General features: G+C 57.7%; 5 protein-coding genes and 2 pseudogenes. 4 read left to right on the forward strand and 3 right to left on the reverse strand.

What is annotated here, in order from left to right; genetic code table 11:
* Positions 1-35: 35 nt before the first annotated feature.
* Positions 36-386 carry a DUF3085 domain-containing protein gene (locus BJG93_RS22900; protein WP_027196513.1) on the forward strand — a complete coding sequence of 117 codons (351 nt, stop codon included), beginning with the start codon at positions 36-38 and terminating at the stop codon, positions 384-386.
* Positions 387-863: 477 nt separating this feature from the next.
* Here BJG93_RS22900 and BJG93_RS22905 read toward each other — a convergent pair.
* The 3 genes and pseudogenes from BJG93_RS22905 to BJG93_RS22915 form a co-directional block, all read right to left on the reverse strand.
* A pseudogene (locus BJG93_RS22905) lies at positions 864-2,281 on the reverse strand (transposase).
* A gap of 474 nt (positions 2,282-2,755) precedes the next feature.
* Positions 2,756-5,038 carry a glycosyltransferase family 4 protein gene (locus tag BJG93_RS22910; protein ID WP_027196515.1) on the reverse strand — a complete coding sequence of 761 codons (2,283 nt, stop codon included), beginning with the start codon at positions 5,036-5,038 and terminating at the stop codon, positions 2,756-2,758.
* Complete coding sequence (locus tag BJG93_RS22915; RefSeq protein ID WP_027196516.1) at positions 5,035-10,902, reverse strand: ATP-binding protein; 5,868 nt, start codon at positions 10,900-10,902, stop codon at positions 5,035-5,037. The genes BJG93_RS22910 and BJG93_RS22915 overlap by 4 nt, the downstream gene beginning before the upstream one ends.
* Before the next feature lie 390 nt (positions 10,903-11,292).
* Here BJG93_RS22915 and BJG93_RS22920 point away from each other — a divergent pair.
* The 3 genes and pseudogenes from BJG93_RS22920 to BJG93_RS22930 all read left to right on the forward strand — a co-directional run.
* Positions 11,293-11,496 (forward strand): annotated as a pseudogene (locus BJG93_RS22920) (IS66 family transposase); the annotation flags it as partial.
* An 808-nt stretch (positions 11,497-12,304) separates the two neighbouring features.
* Positions 12,305-13,489, forward strand: coding sequence for a carbon-nitrogen hydrolase family protein (locus BJG93_RS22925; RefSeq protein WP_231337482.1), 1,185 nt, complete (start codon positions 12,305-12,307; stop codon positions 13,487-13,489).
* Between the two features lie 59 nt (positions 13,490-13,548).
* Complete coding sequence (locus tag BJG93_RS22930; protein WP_154671774.1) at positions 13,549-13,752, forward strand: hypothetical protein; 204 nt, start codon at positions 13,549-13,551, stop codon at positions 13,750-13,752.
* Positions 13,753-13,757: the final 5 nt, after the last annotated feature.

The following is a 13,757-nucleotide window of genomic DNA, read 5'->3' on the forward strand; positions in this document are numbered from 1 at the left end:
ATCTCCTAACCCATCCCCTCATGGAGAAATTCATCATGATCCACTTCGTTGCAGCGGATCTGCGCCCCGTCATCTGCGAAGCCCGCACGCAGCAATGTCGAATCGTGCTGGTCAAGGATCACGGCGTCTACATGCTCTCGGAGAAAGGCAAAATGGAAAACGGCCGACGCAGCATCATCGCGTGGGCCGTCGAATGCAATCCCAATACGGTGCAATTCGACGACTGGTGGGAGCGCGCCCGGGCAGAATTCGGCGGCGATGATTTTGTCGAGCATCTCGATCGCAATGATGCGGTCTTTGACCGCGTGATCGACGAAGGCTTCGATCTCCGGATCGGGGCTGACGCCGGTTACCTCTACATCAACGCTGTCGCCCCGCGGTCCTAAAGGTCTGCCTCCTTTTCGCTCCCATTCAAAGCGCCTGATCCCTTCCGGGACCGGGCGCATTTTTTTTCGGTTCATCGCGGATTTCCGTGGATGCCGCTGATCTACCCACTGCGGCCCGTCGACCCAGCGCGACATTTAGGACCGCTTCCAACGCACTACGGACGTTCGTTGACTCGCATTGCGAGACTGGAATTCGGCCATTGCCGACGTTGAGGTGTGGCCCCCCATCGGGCAGCTTCAGGTTCTTCTTCCGTCGTTCGGTGTTTCCTACGCGCATGCCGAGATCGCGACCGACAAATGAGTACTCGCGACCCGGAGCGGTCTTTCGATCCGGCCTGACTTCGAAGGCAGCTTTAAGAGGGATACGGTTGAAAAAGTCTTGTTTTGGATCAGGGCGTTGGAGTTGGCACGACGTTATCGAGTTGTGACGATCGGCGAAGCGGTGAACTTGGGCGTGGCAACGATCCTCATTTCTTGTCATGCAACTGCCTGGTCCATCTGCTTGCATCCTGACGTGAACCGCTTGGCCATTCTTCGCAGGTTTTGCGCAGTCGCTGCCATCAGGAACTCATCATGAGCACCGCTTGGACCTCGTAGTCGCAAACGGTCCAGTTTCAGGATGCGTTTGAGATGGGCAAAGAGCATTTCCACCTTCTTTCGCTCACGGCAAGATCGCTTGTATTCAGGCGTCTTCGCAATACGCCTCGTTTCGTCGCGCGCAGCTTCATGGATGCTGCGGGCGATCTTGCGGAAAGGTGTATTCGGACAGCAACGGTCCTTCATCGAACAACTCTCGCAGTCGAGCTGGCTTGCCCGATAGATGATCGTGTCAGCCTTCGTGACGCGTGAGCGCGGATTCCTGAATTTGCGCCGATCACTGCGCAGTGCATGTCCGGTGGGACAGCGATATTCATTGGCCAGTTCATCCCAGTGGAACTCTCGCTGCTGGACAATGTATTGTCCTTGCGCGTCGTCTTATCCCAGGAACATGTGGTGCAATTTCCTTCTCTTCGATCATCCAGGCAAGCATCGCTGCAGAGCCATACGCGGTGTCGCCTGCAAGACGTCGAGGTTTGAGATCATGCCGCCGCTCAACGCGGTCAATCATCGTCCTGGTTGATTCCACTTCGTGCGAACGGTTCGCGGGCGTCGCCTCGACGTCAACGATGATCCCTGCATGCAGGTCAATCAGATAATTGGTCGAGTGGGCGAAGAACGGCAAGCCACCCTTGGCGGCTGTCCAGCTCGCGGCGGGATCCGTCAGAGGTATCCTCTTTGGAGAGGTCGATGTCTCTGCCATCTCCGCCGCTTCGGTGCCCGCTGGATTCACTTCTTCCAATGCTTCCAGATATTCGCGCACTGCACGGCTTTGTCCCTTGACGCAACCCCAGTCGATGGGCCCAGAACCCGGAAGACCGCGTGCAGAGCTCGCGTCGGCTCTGATGATGCTTGCGTCAATCGCGAAGCCTTCGCTCTTTACGAGCCCCTCGCTCATGCATCGACACAAGACTGACCGACTCGAACAAATGGCGCAACACATCGCTGTCGCGAAAGCGGCCGTGGCGGCTTTTCGAGAATGTCAAGTATTCGGGTACGGCGTCCTCCAGGCCCAGGCGGCAGAACCATCGATACGCCAGATTCAGATGCGCCTCTTCACATAGTCTGCGTTCGGACCGGATGCCAAAGCAGTAGCCGACGATCAACATGCGGATCATGAGCTCCGGATCAATCGGCGGCCGACCCATCGGACTGTAGAACGGCGCGAGATGCTGGCGTAGATCGCGCAGATTAAGGAAGTGATCGATGCCTCTCAACAGGTGTTCGCGAGGGACGTGACTATCAAGGTTGAACGAGTAAAAAAGCTTGTCCTGTCCGCTGCCCAGTTGCCCCATCATGACGAATCACTCCCGTCGATCGATGTCTTCCAGGATACCGAACATTCCGAACCACGGGCGACCTTTTTCAACACAATCAGGGGTACAACGGCCATTCGGTCGGTCAAATTGGCAGTCGTGGTCGGCGTAAGCAGCCCGTGCATGCCTTTGGCGGAAGTGCCTTACCTGATTCCTGATTGACGTCGCGAAAAAAAAGATGCCCGCAGGGGGCAGCAGGTTTGGAGACTGAGGGGCGCTGGGCCAGTCTAGGTGGACTGTAGCGCGCGCCGTGACTCCGCACGCCTACCAGTTCGGGGAGGAGAGGGCCTACAGCATTCCCGCGCCCTAATCCCACGGCATCACACGTCACGGTTCCGCCACGTAGCCGCTTTCGCTGTGACCATTGGGCCGGCGCAGCACTGGCGCGCCCGTCGACTGGCGAGCCCACGCGGCCACTCCTGCAAAGCTCGCTCTAACGAAGCCTCTGGCGTCGACCTACGCCGACAAGCTCGCGTCAGCAGAAGATTTAAAGACGTGCTCGGTATTTCTATCGAAGCGCTCCATTGTCATCTGATCGGACTCTCGAAGCCGTGCAAGAAGCATTGCCGCATCCGCATGCGCTTGAGCCGGATCCGATAATTTTGCGAAAATCTTATCTGACAGTGCGTTGACGTCTGCTTCGTTGGGCTTCGCCATACTCCCACGAATATCGACCGCCCCGACATAGCTGTGAAGGCCGAGCTGCTTTAGGTGTTCATACAAGCCAGTATTGGTTGAGATGATCAACGGGATACCGAGTGAAATTGCCTCCCAACCCACGAGCCCAAAGCCGTCATGCACGGACGGCATGACCACCAAGCTGCTATCCATGATGTAGCCCAGTGCTTTCTCACGCGAGTTATTGAACGCGAGGAACTGCGTATTTACGAGTCGATTGGCCTCCCTGTTCACCAACTCCTTGTAATCAGTCTCGTTCTCCGCGTCAGAGCCACCGATGACCTGTACCAACGGATCATGCAACTTCGTCCTCTTTAGCGCCGCACCAATCGCCGTCACCGCCAGCGTACCCTGCTTGACCAGTTCGGCACCGCTTCCAAGCCGGCCGATATACGTGATACATGCAATAGGCCTCGGTGAGGTCACTGGTGCCATTGAAAGCAGATCTGGCAAATACTCGAATGTATTAGCTTTCGACGGTATCGTACGCATAAGCGCCTTCACGTGCTTCACGAGCTTCGGTCCGACGGCGAAAATCGCGTCTGCCTTCGAAAATAGCTTGCGCTGATCTTCCACCTTCTTAGCTCCGTCCTCCGATGATTTGGTCATCGAATAATAAGCGGCATAGGCCATATGACAGAACGCTATCGACTTCACTTCGAGGGCGGAAGCAAGGCTCTGTGCAAACGTACCCGACTTAAGGTCGTGCCCGACGACGAAGCGAACCGTACTGATATCCTTAAGCGCGCTAAGCGCGAGTTGCGTATCAAACTGGAAGAAGCCTTCGTTGCCATCCCGTCGTATGGCGATGACTTCAACGCCATCCATCTCCTCAAGGATGTCCTCATCTCTCGGGACTAAACAGATGACTCTTCGCTTGCTCTTCCCCTGTGCGGCAAGCGCACGGCAGAATTCGAGATTGAAAGAGTTGATGCCGCCATACCGAACGCCCCAGCACGTCGCGGCCACGACGATCGTCTCCGGCTTTGCATTGGCCATCAAAGCAATTGGGCGACGTGCCTCGCCCTCCGGAAAGATGAGCGGTGAGATCGTCGTGATCGTTCCCACACCGCGAGCTTCATTCGCAAAACCGCTCGCGCCGCTCTCCCGTTGAGCAAGTTTTTGAACTGCAGCTAGGCCGAGAATGCTGGATCTGAGCGAGCCGGTCTCATCGAGCATAAAGTCGGCCCACTCGTGCTTGTCGATCGTGGCGAACACCTTATTCATCGGGCCACCCTCGTGCATCCTTGCCAACGTTCTCGTAAAGGCAGCCTCAGCCGGTGCGTCGAGCCACTTAAGGAACCGATCGCAGATGTCCGGTGCGCCGCGCTCAACATACCGGCGAAGCGACGCTGGCGAGTCGTAATATTGAGCTTCGCGAGCAAGCCAACCGGTCAGATCAGGCAGTCCCCCACACAGCTCGGTAACCATCTTCGCGCGCCAATCGGTCAATCCATACTCTGCAACCAGCGCGGCTACTTCGCTCGGCTCGTAAGTTCCCAACACAAGCGTGCTATGCCCCTGTCCAAAATCAGACGCAAGGAACGTCGGCTCGCCTCTCTGCACAGCCCATCGCATGCGCAACGTACTCAGCTTGACGGGCAACTCCACGACAGTCTTCAACTGAAGAGAATGCTCGAGTGTGCGTAAGGCTGTTCCGACATCCCACGTCAGCGTACGGACGGCCTGGTGAAATGCTTCGATGACTAATACTGGTGTGCGACCCGAGCGCTTTAAAAACTGGACGACTTTGCGCAAGTTCGCACCGATATCGCTGCCCTCGCGCTGAACAACTCCCATCGGGTCCCATTGCGCGACGACACCTGAAATAAAAGTATTTGCGTTGTCTATGCGGCCCGCACGAAACCTCGCCACAGCCGGGACTTCGGGCGCCAATTCACACTGTTCGTAAAACTGCTCGTCGACAAGCCGATCAATGATGCAGGTGGCGTCTGTCAGCGGAGGAGTGACAAGCACGTAATTGCTCTTTCCGGTTCTCCACGACTGAACAATCCGGCGGGCGATCGCCGTTGAGGAGGCAGGTATGGTGATATCGTTCATTGCGCGTTCAGTTGCTCAAGCTTGTCATTAATCATCGCCCAAAGTGCGCCGGATCGGACCCGAATTGACTCACCTAACATCGGGATCCTGAATTCGACGGCCGCCAGGTCCTTTAGTCTTTTCAAGTAGCCAAGCTGAATAGCGCTTTCCACACCAGCTGCGATTTCAGCCCGCGAGAGGTTATAGCGACTGACGAGCGGTGAACGCTCCGATCTCAAATCACCGACCATCAAAGGACCGGCGGACACCGGACTTTTGATATCCGCAGCGGCATACAGAACCGCACGAACCAGTAGCTGGTCACGGTCCTTCCGCGAAAACAGGACCCGGAGCTCGTCTTCGCCGGGGTCGTCCAGACTGTCAAGCGCGGTAACACCCGTCGACTTTTCCAACAGCGCTTTCAGCCCGTTGATAACGTCAGACTGCATAAGGTAAGTCTGTTGCGCAGTCGCGTAAGTGGCTCCGGCGACTAATTTCATATAGTACGGAATGCCAGCAGTGATCTTGACCAGAAAGGCGAGAGTCTTCTCTGGAAACTTGTATCGTCCGCGAAGAACGCCTGGCTCGACAATCTCCCGCGTCCTGCGCTTCTCCAGATCGTTATTCATTCCAAAGGGAGTGAGCTCGAAATTTGCAATACTGTTGTACAAGGCGGCATCCGCATTGCGGACAAAAATTGTCCGTGCCGGATTCGAACCACAAAAGACCATGCCGATAGCCGTCTGCGATGCAATGATGTGCCTGAACTGCCATGAGAGTTCAATGGCGACATCCTTCGCTTGTCCCTCTGCAAGATGCATTTCCGCGAGCTTGTCTACCTCGTCAAATAGATAAAACACGCGGCTTAGGCTGCTAGCCCGGCTGATAATTTCCTTTGACAGCGCTGTGAGAAAAACATCGGTACCAGCGTCGAACGGAAGTCGCTCGCCGATCCGAGCGAAATCGCTAATAAGGCTTCGCAGCTCCTCGTTCTCGTCATTGGATTGAACTCTGGTCCATACCCAATAATTGAAGTCTTTGACCGACTGGAAGCCCTTGTCGAGAGACAGGAACACAATGCCGTTATCACGGCCGACTTTATGCGAATACTCATCGAGAATTCGAAACAGCATCGTCGTCTTGCCCGATCGTCGCGGGCTTGATAACCAGACGCTTCCGGCTCGATCGCGACCGAAGAGGGTCGTCTCGATGCGCCTTTCGTCATCATCTCGCGGGACGTAGTCATGACCCCGCATCTGAAATTGAGGGAAACCCGCGAACGCTGCGTCGACCTGCTCGGCGCTTACACTGTCGAATGACTCAAGCCCGGCTACTTCCAGCGCAAGCTCCAGCTCAGCGACGACGCGCTTTTCCTCCAGCGTCAGGAAGTCGCACGTCGCCCGGATAATCGTAGAACGGATGTCGGGAACGTCGATCACCAGTTCGACGCGCTCCTCACGCGCTTCAAAGAATGGACCTTCAATCCGGATCTTACGCCGACCGCCTGCAAAACTTATTGCGCCATCACCAGGTAGCTCAATTTCAATGTCCAGCGGAGGATTAATAGCGCGCGGCGTTATAGCGAGCACTCCAAGCCAACTTCGGCGATTGGGTGCTTTCTCGAGCGGAGCTGCGAAAGTAATCTCAGCAGGCAATCCCTGGTTTCTCGACACACTACCCAGAACTGCTTGAGCAAAGCTCGCAAACGGCTTCGCTTGAGATGCGCTACGAATGTTCTCAAGAGCTGCGCGACCCTGGACGGAATCCGAATTTTGCAGGAGTTGCGCGTATGCAAGTGCGACACGTTTTTCCATCTCGATGGGGGCAAAAGTGAAGCAAAGCCCGACGTGCCGGTACAGCCCGGCCTTGAACAGCATTTGCATGAAAGCAGCTCGCACCTCGGCCTGCTGCTTGTCGCCAGTGAATGATTCCCACAGCGCTTTCACCAGCAACTCGGCGGGGAAACCAGCGGCCGAGGCGGATCCGAACAAAGCAAACGCCTCACGCGCCGGAACGTTCGGCCCTAGCCGCAGATCGCCCAATTCGCGTATCGCGGAGCCGACCACGCCACGCGCATCGCTACGTGTGCTACCAAGCTCCGCCGCGTCCTTCCCAGCCCATCGCAATAGAATCGCGCCTACGAAGTCTGCGACAAGTGACCCACCCAATCGCCCCTTCTGCGAACGCAGCCACTGCACTGGCTGGGATTCCTCGCACATCGCCAGCAAACCGAGCGCCGCCGCTGCCTCGGCCTCAGAGATAGCATCGGGGACGTGTGCGGCACACGCAATCGCTGTAAGTAGGGCATCGCGAGGTCGGGACGATTCCTCAAGCCTAATTTCGAATTCGTCTCCGATGGCATGGACGCTAGCCTTCAAAGCTTCCGCCCAGAGCCGATTCTTCATCGCGGTACGAAAGTCTGTCTCACCAGACGGCGTCTTCGGAACGTGCCTGCGCACCCAAGCCGCAGCTTGGACTATTCGGGTCTTGTCCGAACCACTGGCCTCTGGCTCTGTCAACGCCTGACCGATACCACGGTAGTCCGGTTCCTCTGCATTGTTGATCAGCGGTGCTTCATCCTCCGTTGGGTACTCCGTACGCTCGAGTTCCGCAGCGAGCGATGCCATGCTGGCCTGCGCTGCAAATTTCTCAATCAAGGTGCGCAATCCCGCCGGACTGGCCGCGTCATCGAGCAACGGTGCGAAGTCAATACAAGCTTCGAGAAACTTACTATCGATCCCATCGGAACCGCGCTCACTTCCCATGGCGCGGACAACACTTGCGGTAAATATCTCCAACAGGTGCTTGTATCCCGGCAAGAGAGCCTGCGGCCGTTTTAGCTGCTCTGAAATCGGCGAAAGGACCGCGCCCCAAGCCTCAGCAAGAAACGCTGCGCCATCGGCGTCAGGCAGTCGCTGCGGAACGGACAAATCTGCTACCGCTGTCGTAGCCGCATCGAATAGAGAAGTAGCAAGATTCTTTGTTCTGGCGAACTGCTCGAGGACCCGTATATGTACTCGTCGAGACGACGAATTCTCGACCATTTCAGCAAGTCGCTTGGAGAGGACATCAATGCCCTCCGAGCCATCAAATATGCCGCCTAGAGCCTGAATGTCGCGCCCTAAACTCTGCCGTGTTTCATCTTCCCTTGCCTTCTGCTCGAGTGAGTCCGCCAAAATAGTAGCTTGAGCTATTGTGGCTTCGCATAGCGTCCACTGTCGCTCCCCGAAGAAGAGGCCCATCTTGCGTTGAAGATGCAAAACCTCTGCCGACGCGCGAAAGCTCGCGAAGCGTGTCTTTAAGTCCGAAATCTTGACTGCCTGTTTGAGCGAGTGCAGATCAAGCTCTTGCTCAAGCAACCGTGCGTCAATCTCCGAAACAGCCTCGGGGGAGGCCTCCCGGAGCTTTTCCTGCGCTTCAAGGGAGCCTGCAGCGCGATAGAAATTCCAAAGCGCAGACGGAGCGCAAGCGCCGGCTGATTTCGCAAGACTGTCCGTCACGAGCGCTCCCCATCGGACCGGACTCCCAGCGAGTCGCGCGAGATAGGAGCGGGGCATCTCGACAGATGCGGACAAGCCGATACCAAACCTGCGGTCCTGCAAATCGGAGCGAAGCATTGGGGCATTCGAAGTCTCGCCCGAAAGTTGGGCAGCGACTCGCCGCACCCAGGGAACTAAAACGTCGCGATCCGGACTGGCGTCCGACATCGAAATCATATCCCGGATAGAATGCCTTGAGCTGGATTGATCCGCGCTGACGTGAGCATACCGCTCACACCATGCGCGAACCTTCTCTAAGCGCCCTTCGACGTATACCTTGGTGGTCGCTTCGTATTGCGACTGAGACAAAACCGGCGCTTGGGAGATTTTCAACCATTGGACGTAACGTGAGTCCACGTCAATATCTTCGACGAATGCTTGGATCTCCCGCGCGGTCTGGGCCAACGCTGACGACACCCTCATACTCTGCAATGGCTCAATGCAGTCCTTATGGGCGGCTTTCCAAAGCGAGGCGTAGTGGCCCATCCCGTGCTGACGGTATTGCAGCAGAAGGTCGAGCTCAGCCCACGCGGCCGTGACCTCTTGGTCCTGGCCATCATCACCGGTTGGAAGCTGCTCGTTCGCTATTAGCGCGAGTTCAGCAAGTGTTCCTGCGCCGTCGTCAAGCGAGCTTTCTGAGAAAACGGCCCCGAGCAGCCGTTCGAGCAAGGGATTGTCAACCTCCCCTGGAGCCTTCGCGTATTGACTGAGAGGCCACGTAGACCAATAGTCGAACTTTCGGTCATCGCCAACTCTTGCGGCGGCGAGAAAGCCGTATGCCTGCGTCAGTACGATCACCCTTTCAAGTTCGGGCGTATCTCGCGCTAGTCGCTCGAGCTGATTCGGATCAAGCAAGGACAGGCACCTATCAACCGTCACCATGTCCTCATGCCAGAGCGGCACGAGTATGTGACGCACGGCTTGAAGAATCTCGTCGTAGCACAGGTCGAACGCACGCCTGCATATCAGCCACGTCGAATCAAGAAGTGGAGCATCAGCAAGGCTTGTCGTCGCGAGCGTCGGCCAATATGCGTCCATCTGCGGGTCGTCTGTGGCCATCCAGTCAGCGTCTTGACTGACCGCACCAACATATTTGAGAGCCGCTTCGCGCGCCTCCTGAGTCTCCACAAATCGCTCTAGATCTTCGGCAACGTTTTGAAGTTGCACGACTGCGGACGCTCGGTTACCCAACAAGGCCGCGTCGATCCTCCCCTTGAAACGCGATAGGACTTCCGGTGCAATCGCAACCAGACGTTGGTCTAGGCCAGTCAGCGTCTCCAGTTCGTTGCAGGTACGCGCTGCGATCACGGCTGCGTTGGCGACGCCAATAGCCGGCGGCAAATCGCACCATTCAGCAGGCGTTGGCTGGAGAATCGAAAGCCGTCTCAGGCGCGATTGAATCTGCGAGGCCTCATGACGTATTTCATCCGCTGCGGTCAAAACGCCGCGGTCAAACTCATCAAGCTTCGTGCGAATCCGCTGGGTGATGGCTACCGGATTCTCCGCCCCGGCGAGGTCAGAACACATCGCGACGAGTGCTCGATGCCTAACTTCGAACTCCGTCGTCGCGCGGTCGTACGTAGCGGTAAGATTGTCCCGTACGCGTACAAGAAGGGGATCAATCGTTCTCTGGAGCTCCGGCGCCTTCTTCTTGACTTTCACCTCATCCAACGAGTCGGACTTATCGCGAGTAGCCTCTGCCGTGACGACGCCATCCTCAGGCCTGCTAGCGCTTGTTTCTAGCGGAGCCAAGAGGTCCAAAAGCCCTACTTCGCCTCGCTCGTGAAGCGCCTCCATCAAAACGTCAGGCAGCTTGCGCAAATCTGCGTCCAACGCCGTCGCGCCTTTCTTGGTAAGTAGCGACTTTTCCAGAACTGCCCAAGTGAAGAGAGCCGTAGCGCGAGCGTGAGTTTGGAAGCACTGCCCGAGAAAGTCCGCTAAATCGCCAGCTTTCTCAAGTCGAGGATAGATCTTCCCGTTAGCTGCTCTCTTAAAAAATTTACCGAGACCATCCCCATACATGTCAAGTGCAGGAAGTGTCTGCTTAGCATACCTGTGCGCAAGCTCTTGGATTGACGGAGGGACGCCCTTTTTGCGGGCGTCGGCATTCTGATACCAGCCCTTTCTCCAATCCCCCTTCTCACATAGCTGAGCGAGCGCACGGATTCGCCCTGCATCGTCAGTGCTAGAAAAAATCTCGGGCCGAATGAGTGATTTCAACTGCTTGTTCTGGAGGCCGGCCGATGCCCATAGCTCGCCGAAGAGGTCAACATCGAGATCGCCGTCATCACGATAGAAAAACGTGGGAAGCGGCCCCACCTGGAAGCTTGAAAGGCGTTGGTTCATTGTATTTTCTGCTTAGCGTCCGCACTGGCTCAGTGTCAGGAGCCGCCATTTGGACACACGTTTATCAACCTACATCGGGCGCTAAATCGGCGACGAATCCGAAACAGCCTTGGTTAGCGTCGAATGGAATTGCAGGTTGATACGAATACCCCGAGCCAATCCGTCTAGGTCTCCATATAGGCCTTTGCTCGTGAGATTCATCTTCCTCAATGTCTCGAAGCTGTCCCCCTCACATCATAACGGTCGCACTTAGGCAAAGTTTAGAGATGCCGTCCAGCTTGTTCGTGTGAAACGTTTGCGATATGCGTATGACATAGTTCCCCATCGAAAAATGGGCCACACTATCGCTCAGACAGGCCCCCGTAGCTCAATGGTAGCCACCGGGGCGGCCGCAACTGTCAGACGCTAATCCAAGCACCAGTGCCCGCACACGTGATCGACAAGGGCATTCGGACCGCCGGACTGCTTGCTTCGGTGCTGGTCAGCCAATACGTTGACCACCTTCCCTTGTACCGCCACAAGCAGATGTTTAGCCGCGCAAGCCTCGCGATACTGAGATCCACATTGGGTGCGTGGACATGTGCGCCGCAACTACCTCGCACCGACATCCATCACGAGCCTGACAGCGCGGTTTGCCACTGCGGCTGAGAACGCAGGCGGATCGGCGCGGACATCAGCGAGAAGCTGGACTATACACCGGGTCTATTCCAACTGCTCGGCCACATACACGACGTAACCGGGGCCCGCAGTGACTCATCGCTTCGCAAGTGCATCCAATGCGTCGGCAACCCGGGCCGCCCGATGTCGGCTATGGCCGATGACCCGCCGAACGACTGGCAGGAGTGAATGGCCGCTGTAGTTGGAAGCTGCCGAATATGTGCTGCTGGGTCCACCGTCGGCTCAGGGTCGCAAGTACGCATTCGGTTGCAGTGGCAGCAGACGCTCGCCGCCGCCGAAGTGCGAATGTCGGCAAAGCGACTCGTAGCTGCCTGACAGATGCGATACCTGAATGTCGGGAATGGCCGATTATGCAACGCCGGCATCCCGCGATCGAATAACCGCTCGTTCGTGCGGATTCAACCGGTGGAGCTGCCGTCTGAACGTCCTCGCGACGCGTCGGGCGAAGGTCGCCTTCTGGCCGACAGTTCTCTCTGCGTTCCCCGCTATTCCACGAAGAGCTGTTTGTGTTGGTGTCTTTTCTCTCGATGCTGATCTCTCGACGTAGCGCGAACGAAAAAGCTGTCCTATGCTCGACAATGCAGCGCGCGCATCACTGGGAAAGCCCGGCCGGCATCGACCGTGCAGCTAACTTCTGCCTCCGTCTGGACCCATGTTTGCGCTGCCTCCATTTCTTCCATCGACGCGGCCTCCTGTCCAGTCTCTCCCACGAAGCCTCGCATGCGTGGCGTTGATCGCCACCGGCGCGCTGGTGGCGCTGGCCACATGGTACCCGGGGCACTGGCAGGTACTCCTACTGCTCCTGCCGGCCGTATGGTCGCGCGTGCGCGGACGTACCTCGGCACTCGCGATCTGGATCGGCTATTACCTTGCTGGCGCACGGGATATTCCCGTCGTAAGCATGCGCTTCTTTTCCGGCTATGGAGATCTGACGCGCCCCGAAGCGTTGATGCTCGGCTTCTCGTTCTGGATCGCGCAGGCGTGCGTGCTGGCGACACCGTGGGCCGTGCTCAAACCTGGGGCGAACGCGAGCGCCGCACGCCGCGCCTTGTGCGCCGCCGTCGCGACGGTGCTCGTGACCGTACCACCGCTTGGGATCGTTGGGTGGTTATCGCCTGCATATGTCGCCAGCACCCTTTTTCCCGGTTGGAAGGCGCCAGGCCTGGCGCTCGGCATAACCGCCATCGCGTGCGCGGCCTCCGTCTTACGCGGTCGCTTCGCCCGACAGGTTGCAACGCTGCTGGTGATCCTATCCCTTCTCGCGCGAAGTGCGGCGAGCGCGCCAGTTGTACCGTCCCGGTGGACAGCACTCGACACACTCCTCGGCCGGTTCGATCAGTCCAGCTATACGTCGCTCTATGCCCGGACGCAACAGGTCCAGGTCATCACGCAGCGTGCGTTCAGCGAAGGCGCCACCGTTGTTGTCCTTCCGGAGGAAATCGTGGGGCTGTGGCGCCCGGCGATGGGCTACTGGTGGCATGACGATATCCAGGCATTCGCCGCAGCGAAGCAAACATTGATCGTCGGTATGGACCTGACCGCGTCCGGCACGCCGTTCCGGTACACCGACAGCGCGGTCATCGTCGGCGTGGACCACGGCCGCCTGGATAGTCGCCAGCCGGTGCCGGCGGCGCTGTGGCGCCCCGGTGCGGCCGTCAGCGCGACCCGCGGGAGTCTCAGCCAGCCATACGTCATGGTTGCAGGCAAGAGCGTGGCCTTCTCGATCTGCTATGAAGACCTATTGTGGTGGCCGCACTGGCGCATCCTGCTGCATTCGCCCGATGTGCTCGTCAGCCTGTCCAACAGCTGGTTCGATTCGGACCTCGCGCTCCCACACATCCAGCGCCAGGGTGTGGCCGCGATCGCCCTACTGTCCGGTGTGCCATTGCTGCGTGCGGTGAACCGGTAGCCGCCGTTGGCGAGGGCAGGCGTGGGATAATCCGCCAGGTTCCCGCTCCTGCTGTCCTGATGCTGAAAGCCGACCGAAGACGAAAGCGCCTCGTTTGCCCGCCGATCGGTGCGCTGATGCGCTACCGGGACAGGATGGTGCGCGTGGTTGCCGAGGCGAGCGGCCAGCGCGCCGTTATCGAGTCCATCTTTGAAGACGGACGCCCGTTGGGGAGCGTAGTGAAGTGGCATAACCTTGTGAGTCCTGGCGACCAGCTCTTCTGAGTCCG

Source organism: Paraburkholderia sprentiae WSM5005 (assembly GCF_001865575.2).
GTDB classification, from domain to species: domain Bacteria; phylum Pseudomonadota; class Gammaproteobacteria; order Burkholderiales; family Burkholderiaceae; genus Paraburkholderia; species Paraburkholderia sprentiae.

What these genes read in the sequence shown, in the direction of transcription:
- BJG93_RS22930 (WP_154671774.1), top strand. Translation starts at nt 13,549, where the DNA reads ATGCTGAAAGCCGACCGAAGACGAAAGCGCCTCGTTTGCCCGCCGATC.
- BJG93_RS22900 (WP_027196513.1), top strand. Translation starts at nt 36, where the DNA reads ATGATCCACTTCGTTGCAGCGGATCTGCGCCCCGTCATCTGCGAAGCC.
- BJG93_RS22910 (WP_027196515.1), bottom strand. Translation starts at nt 5,038, where the DNA reads ATGAACGATATCACCATACCTGCCTCCTCAACGGCGATCGCCCGCCGG.
- BJG93_RS22915 (WP_027196516.1), bottom strand. Translation starts at nt 10,902, where the DNA reads ATGAACCAACGCCTTTCAAGCTTCCAGGTGGGGCCGCTTCCCACGTTT.